Annotated in this window: 14 protein-coding genes; 8 read left to right on the top strand and 6 right to left on the bottom strand. The window is 71.4% G+C overall.

Going from position 1 to position 13,043, the window contains the following annotated elements; translation table 11 throughout:
- Positions 1 to 41: 41 nt before the first annotated feature.
- Together BJ961_RS00410 and BJ961_RS00405 are read right to left on the bottom strand one after the other, a co-directional pair.
- Positions 42 to 1,019 (bottom strand): pirin family protein, encoded by a 978-nt coding sequence (locus tag BJ961_RS00410; protein WP_271319344.1) that lies wholly within the window; start codon positions 1,017 to 1,019, stop codon positions 42 to 44.
- 120 nt (positions 1,020 to 1,139) lie between these two features.
- Complete coding sequence (locus BJ961_RS00405) at positions 1,140 to 1,610, bottom strand: SseB family protein (RefSeq protein WP_003975142.1); 471 nt, start codon at positions 1,608 to 1,610, stop codon at positions 1,140 to 1,142.
- A gap of 148 nt (positions 1,611 to 1,758) precedes the next feature.
- On the opposite strand from BJ961_RS00405, the gene BJ961_RS00400 reads away from it, so the two are divergent.
- The 4 genes from BJ961_RS00400 (at position 1,759) to BJ961_RS00385 (ending at position 5,935) form a co-directional block, all read left to right on the top strand.
- Positions 1,759 to 3,585, top strand: coding sequence for an acyl-CoA dehydrogenase (locus BJ961_RS00400; protein ID WP_271319343.1), 1,827 nt, complete (start codon positions 1,759 to 1,761; stop codon positions 3,583 to 3,585).
- A 97-nt stretch (positions 3,586 to 3,682) separates the two neighbouring features.
- Entirely contained in the window at positions 3,683 to 4,978 is a 1,296-nt protein-coding gene (locus tag BJ961_RS00395; RefSeq protein WP_271319342.1) for a M18 family aminopeptidase, read from the top strand.
- A gap of 124 nt (positions 4,979 to 5,102) precedes the next feature.
- Positions 5,103 to 5,354 carry a DUF6458 family protein gene (locus BJ961_RS00390; protein WP_271319341.1) on the top strand — a complete coding sequence of 84 codons (252 nt, stop codon included), beginning with the start codon at positions 5,103 to 5,105 and terminating at the stop codon, positions 5,352 to 5,354.
- Positions 5,355 to 5,440: 86 nt separating this feature from the next.
- The gene (locus BJ961_RS00385) at positions 5,441 to 5,935 is read left to right on the top strand and encodes an LURP-one-related/scramblase family protein (RefSeq protein ID WP_271319340.1); all 495 of its coding nucleotides are present in this window, start codon (positions 5,441 to 5,443) and stop codon (positions 5,933 to 5,935) included.
- A gap of 21 nt (positions 5,936 to 5,956) precedes the next feature.
- Here the strand turns inward: BJ961_RS00385 and BJ961_RS00380 are convergent, their stop codons facing one another.
- Both BJ961_RS00380 and BJ961_RS00375 read right to left on the bottom strand, forming a co-directional pair.
- Positions 5,957 to 6,415: a DUF2867 domain-containing protein gene (locus BJ961_RS00380; protein WP_271319339.1), complete on the bottom strand. Its 459-nt coding sequence runs from the start codon at positions 6,413 to 6,415 to the stop codon at positions 5,957 to 5,959.
- 75 nt (positions 6,416 to 6,490) lie between these two features.
- Entirely contained in the window at positions 6,491 to 7,285 is a 795-nt protein-coding gene (locus BJ961_RS00375; protein ID WP_271319338.1) for a carbon-nitrogen family hydrolase, read from the bottom strand.
- A 169-nt stretch (positions 7,286 to 7,454) separates the two neighbouring features.
- Between BJ961_RS00375 and BJ961_RS00370 the strand changes: the two genes are divergently transcribed.
- Positions 7,455 to 8,279, top strand: coding sequence for a maleylpyruvate isomerase family mycothiol-dependent enzyme (locus BJ961_RS00370; RefSeq protein WP_271319337.1), 825 nt, complete (start codon positions 7,455 to 7,457; stop codon positions 8,277 to 8,279).
- Between the two features lie 101 nt (positions 8,280 to 8,380).
- Here the strand turns inward: BJ961_RS00370 and BJ961_RS00365 are convergent, their stop codons facing one another.
- Positions 8,381 to 9,691, bottom strand: coding sequence for an MFS transporter (locus tag BJ961_RS00365; protein WP_271319336.1), 1,311 nt, complete (start codon positions 9,689 to 9,691; stop codon positions 8,381 to 8,383).
- Positions 9,688 to 10,338, bottom strand: coding sequence for a GntR family transcriptional regulator (locus tag BJ961_RS00360; protein ID WP_271319335.1), 651 nt, complete (start codon positions 10,336 to 10,338; stop codon positions 9,688 to 9,690). The genes BJ961_RS00365 and BJ961_RS00360 overlap by 4 nt, the downstream gene beginning before the upstream one ends.
- A gap of 211 nt (positions 10,339 to 10,549) precedes the next feature.
- On the opposite strand from BJ961_RS00360, the gene BJ961_RS00355 reads away from it, so the two are divergent.
- From BJ961_RS00355 to BJ961_RS00345, 3 genes are all read left to right on the top strand, one after another.
- Positions 10,550 to 11,545 carry a D-alanyl-D-alanine carboxypeptidase family protein gene (locus BJ961_RS00355; protein WP_271319334.1) on the top strand — a complete coding sequence of 332 codons (996 nt, stop codon included), beginning with the start codon at positions 10,550 to 10,552 and terminating at the stop codon, positions 11,543 to 11,545.
- A 112-nt stretch (positions 11,546 to 11,657) separates the two neighbouring features.
- The gene (locus BJ961_RS00350; protein WP_271319333.1) at positions 11,658 to 12,005 is read left to right on the top strand and encodes a GntR family transcriptional regulator; all 348 of its coding nucleotides are present in this window, start codon (positions 11,658 to 11,660) and stop codon (positions 12,003 to 12,005) included.
- Entirely contained in the window at positions 12,002 to 12,991 is a 990-nt protein-coding gene (locus BJ961_RS00345; RefSeq protein ID WP_271319332.1) for a DUF1648 domain-containing protein, read from the top strand. Before BJ961_RS00350 ends, BJ961_RS00345 begins: the two co-directional genes overlap by 4 nt.
- Positions 12,992 to 13,043: the final 52 nt, after the last annotated feature.

The raw sequence follows: 13,043 nt of genomic DNA, 5'->3' as shown, positions 1-13,043 counted from the left end.
CGGGCTGTCCTGCGCGGACGGCCCGCCCGGGTGACGCGTGCTCAGGCGCCGGGGCCCTCGTCCGACATCCCGTGCACGGCCGGGACGGTCCCCAGACGGCCCTTCTGGAAGTCCTCGAAGGCCTGCATCAGCTCGTCCTTGGTGTTCATCACGAACGGGCCGTAGTGGGCCATCGGCTCCCGGATCGGCCGCCCGCCGAGCAGCACGACCTCCAGGTCCGGGGTGTGCGCGTCCTGCTTCTCGTCCGCGCGGACGGTCAGCGCGCCCCCGGCGCCGAAGACGGCGGTCTGCCCGAGGTGGACCGGACGCCGCTCGGCGCCCACCGACCCGCGCCCGGCCATGACGTAGGCGAGGCCGTTGAAGTCCTCCCGCCAGGGCAGGGTGACCTCGGCGCCCGGCGCCAGCGTCGCGTGGACCATCGTGATCGGCGTGTGCGTGATGCCGGGGCCCTCGTGGCCGTCCAGCTCACCGGCGATGACGCGCAGCAGCGCGCCGCCGTCCGGGGAGGTGAGCAGCTGGACGCTGCCGCTGCGGATGTCCTGGTACCGGGGGGCCATCATCTTGTCCTTGGCCGGCAGGTTCACCCACAGCTGGAGCCCGTGGAAGAGCCCGCCGGACATCACCAGCTGCTCCGGCGGCGCCTCGATGTGCAGCAGCCCGGAGCCCGCCGTCATCCACTGCGTGTCGCCGTTGGTGATGGTGCCGCCGCCACCGTTGGAGTCCTGGTGGTCGAAGATCCCGTCGACGATGTAGGTCACGGTCTCGAAGCCGCGGTGCGGGTGCCAGGGGGTGCCCTTGGGCTCTCCGGGCGCGTACTCCACCTCACCCATCTGGTCCATCATGATGAACGGGTCGAGATGGCGGTAGTTGATCCCGGCGAACGCGCGGCGCACCGGGAAGCCCTCGCCCTCGAAACCGCTGGGCGCGGTCGTGACGGTGAGCACGGGACGCGCGACGGCGTCGGCGGGCGCGGATACGCGGGGCAGCGTCAACGGGTTCTCGACGGTCACTGCGGGCATGTCGACCTCCTCGGGCGGCGTACGCCCCACTTTAGTTGAGCGTTGAACTTCTTGCCACCAGGAACCACAAAAGCCCGGAGGGCATTCCCTCCGGGCTCACGAGCAGGACGCGGGTGGCGCCTAGCCGTACATGCGACGCATCGCGAAATCGACCATCTGTTCGACAGCCTTCGCGTCGAACACCATCCGGTGCTCGCCCTCCATGTCCAGGACGAAGCCGTAGCCGGTCGGCAGCAGGTCGATCACCTCGGCTCCGGTGATCACGAAGTACTTCGACTCCTTGCCCGCGTACCGGCGCAGCTCCTTCAGGCCGGTGAACATCGGGATCACCGGCTGCTGGGTGTTGTGCAGCGCGAGGAAGCCGGGGTTGTCGCCGCGCGGGCAGTAGACCTTCGAGGTCGCGAAGATCTGCTGGAAGTCCTCGGCGGACATCTGGCCGGTGGTGAAGGCGCGCACCGCGTCCGCGAGCGAGGGCGGGGACGGCTCGGGGTACAGCGGCGGCTGCTGCCCGTACCCGCCGCCCATCGGCTGCTGCGGGGGCGGGGCGTACTGCTGCTGCTGTTGGCCCGCGGTCTGGTCGTAGCCGTACATGCCGCACAGCGTAACGAGTAACGAGTCACAGATGGGCGGCTCGGGGTTGCTTCTTATTACCGACGGGTAGCATCATCGGAGCTACTAGTTGGTACGTGTACGGATGCGAGGAGCCAGTGCCTCGCCGATCTCTCAAGGGAGCGTCGCCATGGGGCACTACAAGCCGAATCTCCGGGACATCGAGTTCAACCTCTTCGAGGTGCTCGGCCGCGACAAGGTGTACGGCACGGGCCCGTTCGCGGAGATGGACACGGACACCGCCAAGAGCGTCCTCGAGGAGCTGACCCGCCTCTCCGAGAACGAGCTGGCCGAGTCCTTCACCGACGCCGACCGCAACCCGCCGGTCTTCGACCCGGAGACCAGCACCGCGCCGGTCCCGGCGTCCTTCAAGAAGAGCTACCAGGCCTTCATGGACTCCGAGTACTGGCGGCTCGGCCTGCCCGAGGAGATCGGCGGCACCACCTCGCCGCGCTCCCTGATCTGGGCGTACGCGGAGCTGATCCTCGGCGCCAACCCGGCCGTGTGGATGTACTCCTCCGGCCCCGCTTTCGCCGGCATCCTCTTCGAGGAGGGCAACGAGGTCCAGAAGCACATCGCCTCGATCGCCGTCGAGAAGCAGTGGGGCTCCACCATGGTCCTCACCGAGCCGGACGCCGGTTCGGACGTCGGCGCCGGCCGCACCAAGGCCGTCGAGCAGGCCGACGGCTCCTGGCACATCGAGGGCGTGAAGCGCTTCATCACGTCCGGCGAGCACGACATGTCGGAGAACATCCTCCACTACGTCCTCGCCCGCCCCGAGGGTGCCGGCCCCGGCACCAAGGGCCTGTCCCTCTTCCTGGTCCCCAAGTACGAGTTCGACTTCGAGACCGGCGAGCTGGGCGAGCGCAACGGCGTCTACGCCACCAACGTCGAGCACAAGATGGGCCTGAAGGCCTCCAACACCTGCGAGATGACCTTCGGCGACCGCCACCCCGCCAAGGGCTGGCTGATCGGCGACAGGCACGACGGCATCCGCCAGATGTTCCGCATCATCGAGTTCGCCCGCATGATGGTCGGCACGAAGGCGATCTCCACCCTCTCCACGGGCTACCTCAACGCCCTGGAGTACGCCAAGGAGCGTGTCCAGGGCCCCGACCTGGCCAACTTCATGGACAAGGCGGCCCCCAAGGTCACCATCACGCACCACCCGGACGTCCGCCGCTCCCTCATGACGCAGAAGGCGTACGCCGAGGGCATGCGCGCGCTGGTCATGTACACCGCCTCCGTGCAGGACGAGATCCAGGTCAAGGAGGCGAACGGCGAGGACGCGTCCGCCGAGCACGCGCTCAACGACCTGCTCCTGCCCGTCGTCAAGGGCTACGGCTCGGAGAAGGCGTACGAGCAGCTCGCGCAGTCGCTGCAGACCTTCGGCGGCTCCGGGTTCCTCCAGGAGTACCCGATCGAGCAGTACATCCGCGACGCCAAGATCGACACCCTGTACGAGGGCACCACGGCGATCCAGGGCCAGGACTTCTTCTTCCGGAAGATCGTCCGCAACCAGGGCGCCGCGCTGAACTCCCTCGCCGAGGACATCAAGAAGTTCCTGGCCCTCGCCACCGGCGGCGAGGAGCTGTCCGGCGCCCGCGAGCACCTGGCCAAGGCCGCCGTCGAGCTGGAGGCCATCGTCGGCCTGATGCTCACCGACCTCGCGGCCACCGAGCAGGACGTCAAGAACATCTACAAGGTGGGCCTCAACACCACCCGCCTGCTCCAGGCCTCCGGCGACGTGATCGTCGGCTACCTGCTCCTCAAGGGCGCGGCGATCGCCGCCGAGAAGCTGCCGACCGCGTCCGCCAAGGACAAGGCCTTCTACACCGGCAAGATCGCCGCCGCGAAGTTCTTCGCCGCCAACGTCCTGCCCGGCCTCACCCTCGCCCGCAAGACCGCCCAGGGCGTCGAGCTGGACCTGATGGAGCTGGACGAGGCCGCGTTCTAGGACAGGCCCGGCACCTCCGCCCGTTCCGCACGTCCCCACGAGGGCCCGCTCCCGCCAGACGGGAAGCGGGTCCTCGTACGTCGTTAAGGTGAACCCCATGAGCGCACCCCCCCGCTTCGACCGCGGCCACACCAACGACCTGATGACCTTCCTGGCGGCGAGCCCCACGCCGTACCACGCCGTGGCGAGTGCCGCAGAGCGGCTGGAGAAGGCCGGCTTCAGGCAGGTCGCGGAGACGGACGCCTGGGACGGGACGAGCGGCGGCAAGTACGTCCTGCGCGGCGGTGCGATCATCGCCTGGTACGTCCCGGAGGGCGCCGCGGCGCACACCCCCTTCCGTATCGTCGGCGCCCACACCGACTCCCCCAACCTGCGCGTCAAGCCCCGCCCGGACACCGGGTCGCACGGCTGGCGGCAGGTCGCCGTGGAGATCTACGGCGGCCCGCTGATGAACTCCTGGCTCGACCGGGACCTGGGCCTGGCCGGCCGCCTCTCGCTGCGCGACGGCTCCACCCGCCTGGTCAACGTCGACCGCCCGCTGCTCCGCGTCCCGCAGCTCGCCATCCACATGGACCGCAACGTCTCCACGGAGGGCCTCAAGCTCGACAAGCAGCGCCACCTCCAGCCCGTGTGGGGCCTCGGCGACGTGCGCGACGGCGACCTCATCGCCTTCCTGGAGGAGGAGGCGGGCCTGGCCCGCGGCGAGGTCACCGGCTGGGACCTGATGACCCACTCCGTGGAACCCCCGGCGTACCTGGGCCGCGACCGGGAGCTGGTGGCCGGGCCGCGCATGGACAACCTCCTGTCCGTGCACGCCGGCACGGCCGCCCTGGCCGCGGTCGCGACGTCCGGCGCCGGCCTGCCGTACATCCCCGTCCTCGCCGCCTTCGACCACGAGGAGACCGGCTCCCAGTCGGACACGGGTGCCGACGGGCCGCTGCTCGGCGGCGTGCTGGAGCGCTCCGTGTTCGCCCGCGGCGGCTCCTACGAGGACCGGGCGCGCGCCTTCGCCGGCACGGTCTGCCTCTCCTCCGACACGGGCCACGCCGTCCACCCCAACTACGCGGAGCGGCACGACCCGACGCACCACCCGCGCGCGGGCGGCGGCCCCATCCTCAAGGTCAACGTCAACAACCGCTACGCCACCGACGGTTCGGGCCGCGCGGTGTTCGCCGCCGCCTGCGAGAAGGCGGACGTCCCCTTCCAGACCTTCGTCTCCAACAACTCCATGCCGTGCGGCACGACCATCGGCCCCATCACCGCCGCCCGGCACGGCATCAGCACCGTCGACATCGGCGTGGCCATCCTGTCGATGCACAGCGCCCGGGAGTTGTGCGGCGCCGACGACCCGCACCTGCTGGCCAACGCGCTGGTGGCGTTCCTGGAGGGCTGATCCCCCGCGCGCTCCCCGGCCCGAACACCCCTGCCCCGCATGTGTGTTCCGGCCGGGGGTACCCGCACGGAACCGGATCGACCGGAAACCCGGAACCGACCGGATCTACAGGGAGGCAACACTCATGGGCCTCGGCGGGTGCATCATCCTCATCGCCGTGGGAGCCATCCTCACGTTCGCGACCGACTGGGACATGCAGGGCGTCAACCTCGACCTGGTCGGGGTCATCTTCATGATCGTCGGCCTGATCGGGATCGCCACGTTCAGCAGCATCGCCCGGCGCCGCCGCGTCGTGGTGCCGCCGACGACCCCGGTCGTCGAGGAACGGCCCCACCACCACCCCCAGGACGGCTACCACAACGGCTACGGCTCCTGACCCGTGCGGACACCGCACGCGACCCGACTCAGCCTGTCGGCCTACCGGCCGCGTTCCCCGGCGCCCGGCGGGGAAGCGGTCAGGACATGAGATTCCTCGTGTACGACCGGCTCCTCGGTATCGGTGACGACTACTGGATCGAGGACGACAACGGCAACAAGGTCTTCCTCGTCGACGGCAAGGCGATGCGGCTGCGGGACACCTGGGAACTGAAGGACACCCAGGGGCGCGTGCTCATCGACATCCACCAGAAGATGTTCGCCCTGCGCGACACGATGGTGATCGAGCGGGGCGGCGAGCCGCTGGCCAGGATCAAGCGGAAACGTCTCTCCCTGCTGCGCAACCACTACCGGGTCACCCTGGCGGACGGTACCGAGCTGGACGTCAGCGGCAAGATCCTCGACCGGGAGTTCGCCGTCGAGTACGACGGTGAACTGCTGGCCGTCGTCTCCCGCCGGTGGCTGACCCTCCGGGACACCTACGGCGTGGACGTCGTACGGGACGACGCCGACCCCGCTCTGCTCATCGCCCTGACGGTGTGTGTGATCCACCTGGCTCAGAAGGAGCGGGAGGACGACTGAGGAGCGCGGGCCGGCCGGGCCTCACGCCGAACGGCGGACGGCGCGGCCGAGGAGCAGCGGCACGGCCAGGTGGTGCACCGGCGCGGCCAGGGACCACCGCGCCCGGCCGGTCCGGCGCTCGAAGTTCACGTACGTCGCCCAGACCAGTCGCGTGCCGTCGACGGTGACGACGTTGCGGGCGGTCAGCGCGGGGGCGCGGGCCTCCAGGGTGATCCGGCCCGGCCCGGCCTCCACCGTGCGCCATCCGATCACGTGCCGCGCCGAGGACCGCGGGCCCAGACGCAGGCCCAGCACGCCCCTCCAGCCCGCCCGGAGCAGTTCCCGCAGCAGCTCCGGGGTGTCCTCGAAGGTGGTCCGGGCCCACTCCTCCGCGGTGCGGCGCGGCAGCCCGGAGAGCGGAAGCTCGAACGCCGAGGCGAAGTGGGCGCCGTCGGACGGGATCCGGATGCGCCGGACCGCGGGGACACCGGTGGACTCCATGCGCGGGAGTGTAGGAGGCGCGGCGGCGGTCCTCGCCGATGCGCGCCGCCGCGTCCCGTCCGCCGCCGTGCCGGGCTACCGCCGCGGCGGCTCCAGACCCAGCACCCGGTCCTTCAGGGCCGGGAACTGCTCCCGGGTCCGCGCCGCCTTCGCCGGGTCGAACTCCACCGTGAGGACCTCCTCGTCCGCGCCGGCCTCGGCGAGCACCTCGCCCCACGGATCGACCACGATCGAGTGACCGGCCTGCGGAACTCCGGCGTGTGTCCCGGCCGTTCCGCAGGCGAGGACGAACGCCTGGTTCTCCACCGCCCGTGCCTGGGCCAGCAGCGTCCAGTGGGCCCGGCGGCGCTCCGGCCAGCCCGCCGGGACGACGAGGGTCTCGGCACCGTCGTCGACGAGGGAGCGGAAGAGTTCGGGGAAGCGGAGGTCGTAGCAGGTCGCCACCCCGAGGACGGTCTCCGGCAGGCGGACCGTCACCGGCTCGTGTCCCGCCCCCATCAGCACGGCCTCGCCCTTGTCGAAGCCGAAGCGGTGGATCTTGCGGTAGGAGGCGACCAGGTCACCGGAGGGGGAGAGGAGGAGAGAGGTGTTGTAGAGCCGCCCGTCCGGGCCGCGCTCGGGGACCGACCCCGCGTGCAGCCACACGCCCGCATCGCTCGCCGCCTTCGCCATCACCTCGTACGTCGGGCCCCGCAGCGGTTCGGCCGCCGGGTAGAAGTCCTCGAAGGCGAACGCGCCCGTGGTCCACAGCTCCGGCAGCACGACGAGGTCGGCGCCCGCCTGTTCCCGCACCAGAGCCGCCGCCCGCAGGCGACGTTCTTCGACCGGTTCGTCCTCGTTCACGGCGATTTGAATCAAAGAGGCGCGCACACTACCACCGTCCTGGCATTCGAGCCGTCCACACGGGCCTACGATCGTCACACGAAAGCACTGCCGGGGTGCCGCACAGCAGCGTAACTTAGCGTTCCAAGACGCCCGCCGACCGCAGCCACCGCCGCCACCACACGCCCGTGTACCGACCGCCGAGGGGTCCCGTTCCGTGAGTCTGCATCCCACCCTCCAGCCCTACGCCGACGCCTGGACTCACTCCATCGAGGCGATATCCGAGCTGGTCCAGCCGCTTGTGGAGGCAGAGTGGAACCGCCGCACCCCCTGCCCGGGCTGGTCGGTGCGCGACATCGTCTCCCACGTCCTGGGCCTGGACTCAGAGATGCTCGGCGACCCCCGTCCCATCCACACGCTCCCGCGCGACCTCTACCACGTCACCAACGACCACCAGCGCTACATGGAGATGCAGGTCGACGTCCGCCGCCACCACACGGCGCCGGAGATGACGTCCGAGCTGGAGTACATGATCATCCGGCGCAACCGCCAGCTGCGGAACGAGTCCCGGGACCCCGGCGCCAAGGTGCGCGGCCCGCTCGGCACCGAACTGACCCTGCACGACTCCATGCGCCGGCACGCCTTCGACGTCTGGGCGCACGAGCAGGACCTGCGCACGGCCCTCGGCCGCCCCGGCGACCTGGACTCCCCCGGCGCGCACGTCGCCCGTGACGTGCTGCTCTCCGAGCTGCCCGCCGTCGTCGCCGAGCGGGCGGACGCGCCGCGCAGCTCGGCCGTCGTCTTCGACGTCAACGGCCCGGTCGAGTTCCTGCGCACCATCCGCGTCGACATCCAGGGCCGCGGCACCCTCGAGACGTCCCCCGCCCTCGGCCCCGCCGCCACCCTCACCCTCGACTGGGAGACGTACTTCCTCCTGGCCTGCGGCCGCGTGACCCCGCAGGCGGTGGCGGACCGGATCAAGACGGAGGGCGACCCGGATCTGACGGCGGCGATCCTGCGGAACTTCACGGTGACGCAGTGAGTCCTTCCAACCCGTCCGGCATGTGAGGACGGGGCCGTTCGGGCCGACGCGGGGCCTGGGGGCGGCAGCCCCCAGTCCGGCCCCGCACCCACGCCGGGTGCCTACACCGGCACGTGCACCGTCTCCACCCGGCTCGCCACCAACCGCTCCCGCTCCCGCAGCGCGGCCCGCTTCCGCAGCCGCAGGATCTGCGTGACGCCGAGCGCCTGGAGCACGAACACGGACGAGAAGGCGACGGTGTAGTCGTCCCCCGTCGCGTCCAGCAGCACCCCCACCGCGAACAACGTGGTCATCGACGCCACGAAGCCCCCCATGTTGGTGATCCCGGACGCCGTCCCCTGCCGCTCCGGCGGGTTCGCCGGCCGCGCGAAGTCGAAGCCGATCATCGACGCCGGCCCGCACGCACCCAGCACGGTGCACAGCACCACCAGCAGCCACATCGGGGCGTGCTCGGCCGGGTAGGCCAGCGTCGTCGCCCACAGGAGGGCCGTCGCGCCCACCGTGCCGAGCGCCAGCGGCAGCCGGGCCGCGTGGTGCCGGGCGATGATCTGGCCGTAGGCCAGGCCGACCGCCATGTTGGACAGCACGACGAGGGTGAGCAGTGTGCCGGCCGTGGCCCGGGACAGCCCCTGCGCCTCGACCAGGAACGGCATCCCCCACAGCAGCAGGAACACCATCGCCGGGAACTGGGTGGTGAAGTGCACCCACAGTCCGAGCCGCGTCCCCGGCTCCCGCCAGGACCGGGCGATCTGCCGCCGTACGTAGGCGGCCCCCTGGTGCGGCAGCGGCTCCGGCTCGTGCCCCTCGGGGTGGTCCTTGAGGAAGAGCAGCAGCAGGACGAAGACGACCGCGCCCGCCAGCGCGCTGCCCGCGAACGCCGCGGTCCAGCCGATGCCGTGCAGCAACCGGGCGAGGACCAGGGTGGAGACCAGGTTGCCCGCCATGCCGACCAGGCCGGCGAGCTGGGCGACCATCGGCCCGCGCCGGGCCGGGAACCAGCGGGTGCCCAGCCGCAGCACGCTGATGAACGTCATCGCGTCACCGCAGCCCAGCAGCGCGCGCGAGGCCAGCGCCGTGCCGTACGACGGGGAGAAGGCGAAGCCCAGCTGCCCGGCGGTGAACAGCACGACGCCGATACCCAGCACCTTCTTGGTGCCGAGCCGGTCGACCAGCAGGCCGACGGGTATCTGCATGCCGGCGTAGACCAGCAGCTGGAGGATGGAGAAGGTGGACAGCGCGGAGGCGTTGACGTGGAAGCGGTCCGCCGCGTCGAGACCGGCGACCCCGAGGGACGTACGGAAGATGACCGCGACGAAGTAGACGGACACGCCGACGCCCCACACGGCGATCGCCCGCCGGCCGCCCGGAGGATCGCCGGGCAGGACGCGGCCGGCCGAGGTGGCCGTGCTCATCGGACCTCCCCCCGGGCCAGGTGCGAGAACCAGCCCACGTGCCGGACCACCACGCCGACGGCCGCCTCCGCGTCCCCGGAGCGCAGCGCGTCGAGGATCTCCTCGTGCTCGGCGAGGGTGTGGGCGATCCGGTCGGGGTGGGAGTGCATGACGGCGACGCCCATGCGCAGCTGGCGGTCGCGGAGCTGGTCGTAGAGGCGGGAGAGGATCTCGTTGCCGCCGCTGCGGACGATCTCGGCGTGGAAGCAGCGGTCGGTGACGGAGGCGCCGGCGAAGTCACCCGCCGCGGCCTGCTCCTGCTGCCGGGCGAGCAGCTCCTCCAGCCGTTCGACGAGCCCGGGCGGGGCGGGCACGGCCTTCCGCGCCGCGTGCGTCTCGACCAGCAGCCGGGTCTCCACCACGTCCGCGATCTCCTGCGCGGAGACGGACAGGACCAGCGCGCCCTTCTTCGGGTAGAGCCGGATCAGCCCCTCGGCCTCCAGGCGGAGCAGCGCCTCGCGCACCGGCGTGCGGGAGACGCCCACCGCCTCGGCCAGCTCCCCCTCGGTGAGCAGCGTCCCGCCCTCGTAGTGACGGTCGAGGACGCCCTGCTTGACGTGGGTGTAGACGCGGTCCGCCGCGGGGGGTTGCTTCACTGCCGTGGTCATGCCGACAGGATAGATACAACAGGGACGCAAGAGGGGCTCCGGTCCACCATCCGGACATCCGGTCACCCGCCAGGGGGATCCTGAGCCGTCCCGCGCCGCGCCGCGCAACCAATCGCGCCCTTCACGGGTCGCACTGACGCGGCCCGAGCTCCATCGACCACAACGCGGCCGCACACCAGGGGACTTCACCATAATCGGGGTAATCAACTCAATGAACACCATTTCGGGCCTCCGCCTTCGCAGGGCCGTCGCCGCCGCCCTGACCGGCGGCGCCGTACTCGCCACCGGAGCCCTCGCCACCGCGCCCGCGCAGGCCGCCGCACCCGAACGGGCCGCCGCCGCACCCGAACGGGCCGCCGCCGCACCCGAACGGGCCGCCGCCGCACCCGAACGGGCCGCCGCCGCTCCCGCGCGGGCCGCCGCCGCGCCCTCGGTCGCCGCCAAGGGCGGCTTCGTGATGAACGACGCGAACGGCAGGGCGCTCTACACCAAGGCCGCCGACACCAAGCGGTCCACCGGTTCCACGACCAAGATCATGACCGCCAAGGTCGTGCTCTCCCAGCCGAAGCTGAACCTGGACGCCAAGGTCACGATCCAGATGGCGTACAGCGACTACATCGTGTCGAAGAACGCCTCCTCCGCCCGCCTGATCGTCGGCGACAAGGTGACGGTCCGCCAGCTGCTGTACGGGCTGATGCTGCCCTCCGGCTGCGACGCCGCGTACGCGCTGGCCGACAAGTTCGGCTCGGGCAGGACCCGGGCGGCGCGCGTGAAGTCCTTCATCGGCAAGATGAACGCGACCGCCAAGAGCCTCGGCCTGAAGAACACGCACTTCGACTCGTTCGACGGCATCGGCAACGGCAAGAACTACTCCACGCCGCGCGACCTCACCAGGCTCGCGAGCAGCGCCATGAAGAACTCCACCTTCCGCACCGTCGTCAAAACCAGGAAGTACACGGCGAGGACGACGACCAAGAAGGGCGGCACCCGCACGATGGCGCCCTGGACCAACACCAACACGCTGCTCGGCAGTTACAGCGGGGCGATCGGCGTCAAGACCGGGTCGGGGCCGGAGGCCAAGTACTGCCTGGTCTTCGCCGCGACCCGGAAGGGGAAGACGGTGATCGGCACGGTACTGGCGTCCTCGTCGTCGACGCAGCGCGCCAAGGACGCCACCAAGCTCATGAACTACGCGTTCACGAAGTAACCCGCACACCACCGCACCTCCACGAAGGGCCCGCCGCCGACGCGACGGGCCCTTCTCGCTGCGCCGGCTCCCCTCGACCGATGAAGCACATGGTGATAGTTTCATTAGCACCATGCTGCTGAGTCTGGACAAGACCGACACCCGCCCCCTGCACGAACAGGTGGCCGGCGCCGTCCGACGCGCCGTCGCCGAAGGGGAGTGCGCCCCCGGGGACCGCCTGCCCTCGGCCCGCGACCTCTCCGAGGCCCTGGACGTCAACGTCAACACCGTGCTGCGCGCACTGCGCGGCCTGCGCGACGAGGGCCTGCTCGAGTTCCGCCGGGGCCGGGGGGTGACGGTGGCCGAGGGCGCCCGACCGCACTCCGAACTGCAGATCCGGGTACGGGAACTGGTCGCCGAGGCGGCCCGGCTGGGCTACAGCAGGACCGATCTCGTCGACATGATCAGGGGGATGCCATGAGGAACACGACAGCGGCGAGGCGTACGACGGCGGCGGTCTGGACGGTCGGCGTCACGGCCGTTCTCGCCGGGCTGCCTCTCTGGGCGCGGGACCGACTGCCCGACCGGCTGGGCACCCACTGGGGCCTGGACGGCGACGCCCCCGACGGTTCGATGCCCCTGTGGGCGGCGTCCCTCGTCCCCGCGCTGATCTGGCTGGTGACGGCGGTGGCGGTCACCGTCCCGTCGATGCGGGCGGGACCGGCGGCCCGTCTGTGGATCGCCGTGACCCTGCTGCCCCTGGGCGTCGTCCTGACCGGCGCACAGGCCGCGATCGTCCGCGCCAACCTCGACCGCACGGACTGGCACGAGGCCCGTCAGCCCAGCGCCTGGGTCGTCGCCATCCTCACCGGGGCCGTCCTGGCGGGCGTGGCCGGATGGCTGCTCGCCACCCGGCACCGCGGCGCCCCGGACGACGGCACGACGCCCGGCGGCGGCGCTCCCGCGCTGGACATCCCGAAGGGCCGACGACTGGTCTGGTTCTCCCGGACCGCCAACCCCCGGCTCCAACTGCTCGCGGCCGCGATCGGCCTGGTCGCCGTGGGCGCGCTCGTCGCCCTGGCCGGCGGCCTGGCCGCCCCGGGCACCCTGTGGGCACTGTTCGCCGGCTGCGGCGCCGCGTCCCTGGCCTGCGCGGTCTTCTCCTCGGTCCAGGCCCGCGTCTCCGAGCGCGGCCTGGAGGTCTCCTTCGGCCCGCTCGGCTGGCCCGGACGCCGCTGGGCCCCCGGCGACATCGACACGGCGCGGATGGAGGTCCGCAGCCCCTCCCAGGTCGGCGGCTGGGGCTACCGCCTCAGCGGCCTCGGCACCACGGTGATGCTGCGCGCCGGAGAGTGCCTGGTCATACGGCCCCGGGGCCGCCGGAGCGACTTCGCGGTGAGCGTCGACGACGCCGAACGCGGCGCGGCCCTGCTCAACGCCCTGCGCACGGACCGGACCCGGAGCTGACCCAACGGCCCCGGGGCCGCCCCATACACGCGCTCGTGGCCTCCGGCAGGGC

Origin of the sequence: Streptomyces lienomycini (assembly GCF_027947595.1) — a bacterium.
GTDB lineage: Bacteria > Actinomycetota > Actinomycetes > Streptomycetales > Streptomycetaceae > Streptomyces > Streptomyces lienomycini.
Note: the sequence above shows the minus strand (reverse complement) of the source record. Positions and strands in the feature narration are given on the sequence as shown.

What these genes read in the sequence shown, in the direction of transcription:
- BJ961_RS00410 (WP_271319344.1), bottom strand. Translation starts at nt 1,019, where the DNA reads ATGCCCGCAGTGACCGTCGAGAACCCGTTGACGCTGCCCCGCGTATCC.
- BJ961_RS00405 (WP_003975142.1), bottom strand. Translation starts at nt 1,610, where the DNA reads ATGTACGGCTACGACCAGACCGCGGGCCAACAGCAGCAGCAGTACGCC.
- BJ961_RS00400 (WP_271319343.1), top strand. Translation starts at nt 1,759, where the DNA reads ATGGGGCACTACAAGCCGAATCTCCGGGACATCGAGTTCAACCTCTTC.
- BJ961_RS00395 (WP_271319342.1), top strand. Translation starts at nt 3,683, where the DNA reads ATGAGCGCACCCCCCCGCTTCGACCGCGGCCACACCAACGACCTGATG.
- BJ961_RS00390 (WP_271319341.1), top strand. Translation starts at nt 5,103, where the DNA reads ATGGGCCTCGGCGGGTGCATCATCCTCATCGCCGTGGGAGCCATCCTC.
- BJ961_RS00385 (WP_271319340.1), top strand. Translation starts at nt 5,441, where the DNA reads ATGAGATTCCTCGTGTACGACCGGCTCCTCGGTATCGGTGACGACTAC.
- BJ961_RS00380 (WP_271319339.1), bottom strand. Translation starts at nt 6,415, where the DNA reads ATGGAGTCCACCGGTGTCCCCGCGGTCCGGCGCATCCGGATCCCGTCC.
- BJ961_RS00365 (WP_271319336.1), bottom strand. Translation starts at nt 9,691, where the DNA reads ATGAGCACGGCCACCTCGGCCGGCCGCGTCCTGCCCGGCGATCCTCCG.
- BJ961_RS00360 (WP_271319335.1), bottom strand. Translation starts at nt 10,338, where the DNA reads ATGACCACGGCAGTGAAGCAACCCCCCGCGGCGGACCGCGTCTACACC.
- BJ961_RS00355 (WP_271319334.1), top strand. Translation starts at nt 10,550, where the DNA reads ATGAACACCATTTCGGGCCTCCGCCTTCGCAGGGCCGTCGCCGCCGCC.
- BJ961_RS00350 (WP_271319333.1), top strand. Translation starts at nt 11,658, where the DNA reads ATGCTGCTGAGTCTGGACAAGACCGACACCCGCCCCCTGCACGAACAG.
- BJ961_RS00345 (WP_271319332.1), top strand. Translation starts at nt 12,002, where the DNA reads ATGAGGAACACGACAGCGGCGAGGCGTACGACGGCGGCGGTCTGGACG.